At 34.2% G+C, this 483-nt stretch carries 1 protein-coding gene; it reads right to left on the bottom strand.

Annotated features, from left to right (window positions below):
* Window positions 1-187 precede the first annotated feature (187 nt).
* On the bottom strand, window positions 188-483 hold a 296-nt coding region (locus HMPREF2613_RS04920), incomplete at its 5' end, for a YjcQ family protein (RefSeq protein WP_070479407.1).

Here is a 483-nt window from a genome sequence, read left to right as displayed (position 1 = left end):
AAAAAAAAAACGTAAACCTGACTCTCGCAAAAGAGAGATAAACACTAAGATGGCGGACGAAATCCCCCTCACACCTCTATTTTATCAAACCTAATCAGAAAAACACTACTTCATAAAATCCAATAAATTCGATTATAATAGCTTTCGGCCTGCTAATTATTTCACTAGCGCTCATATATCCCCAGCGCTACATTCCAGGTATCCAATCTTTTATTTCTTTCAAAATTTTATAAGCCTGTTTCATTTTAGAGTTGTCCTCCAAATATTCAATACCTTTAGTTGTAATTCTAACAAGAGACAAATTCTCAATATACACTTTCCCAGACATGTCTCCAGTTACACAAGTACCTGTCAAAAATCCATCATCAAATAGATTACGATAGACATCCATTAAGTAAAGATGGGGGATTTCTAGAGCTGAAGCGTTTATTTCATTTTCATCTGCTAGATCCCCATCCTTCATTTTCTGAAAATAATAACTAA

The organism is Streptococcus sp. HMSC070B10 (assembly GCF_001808665.1).
GTDB lineage: Bacteria > Bacillota > Bacilli > Lactobacillales > Streptococcaceae > Streptococcus.
This window is presented reverse-complemented; position numbering and strand designations above follow the sequence as displayed.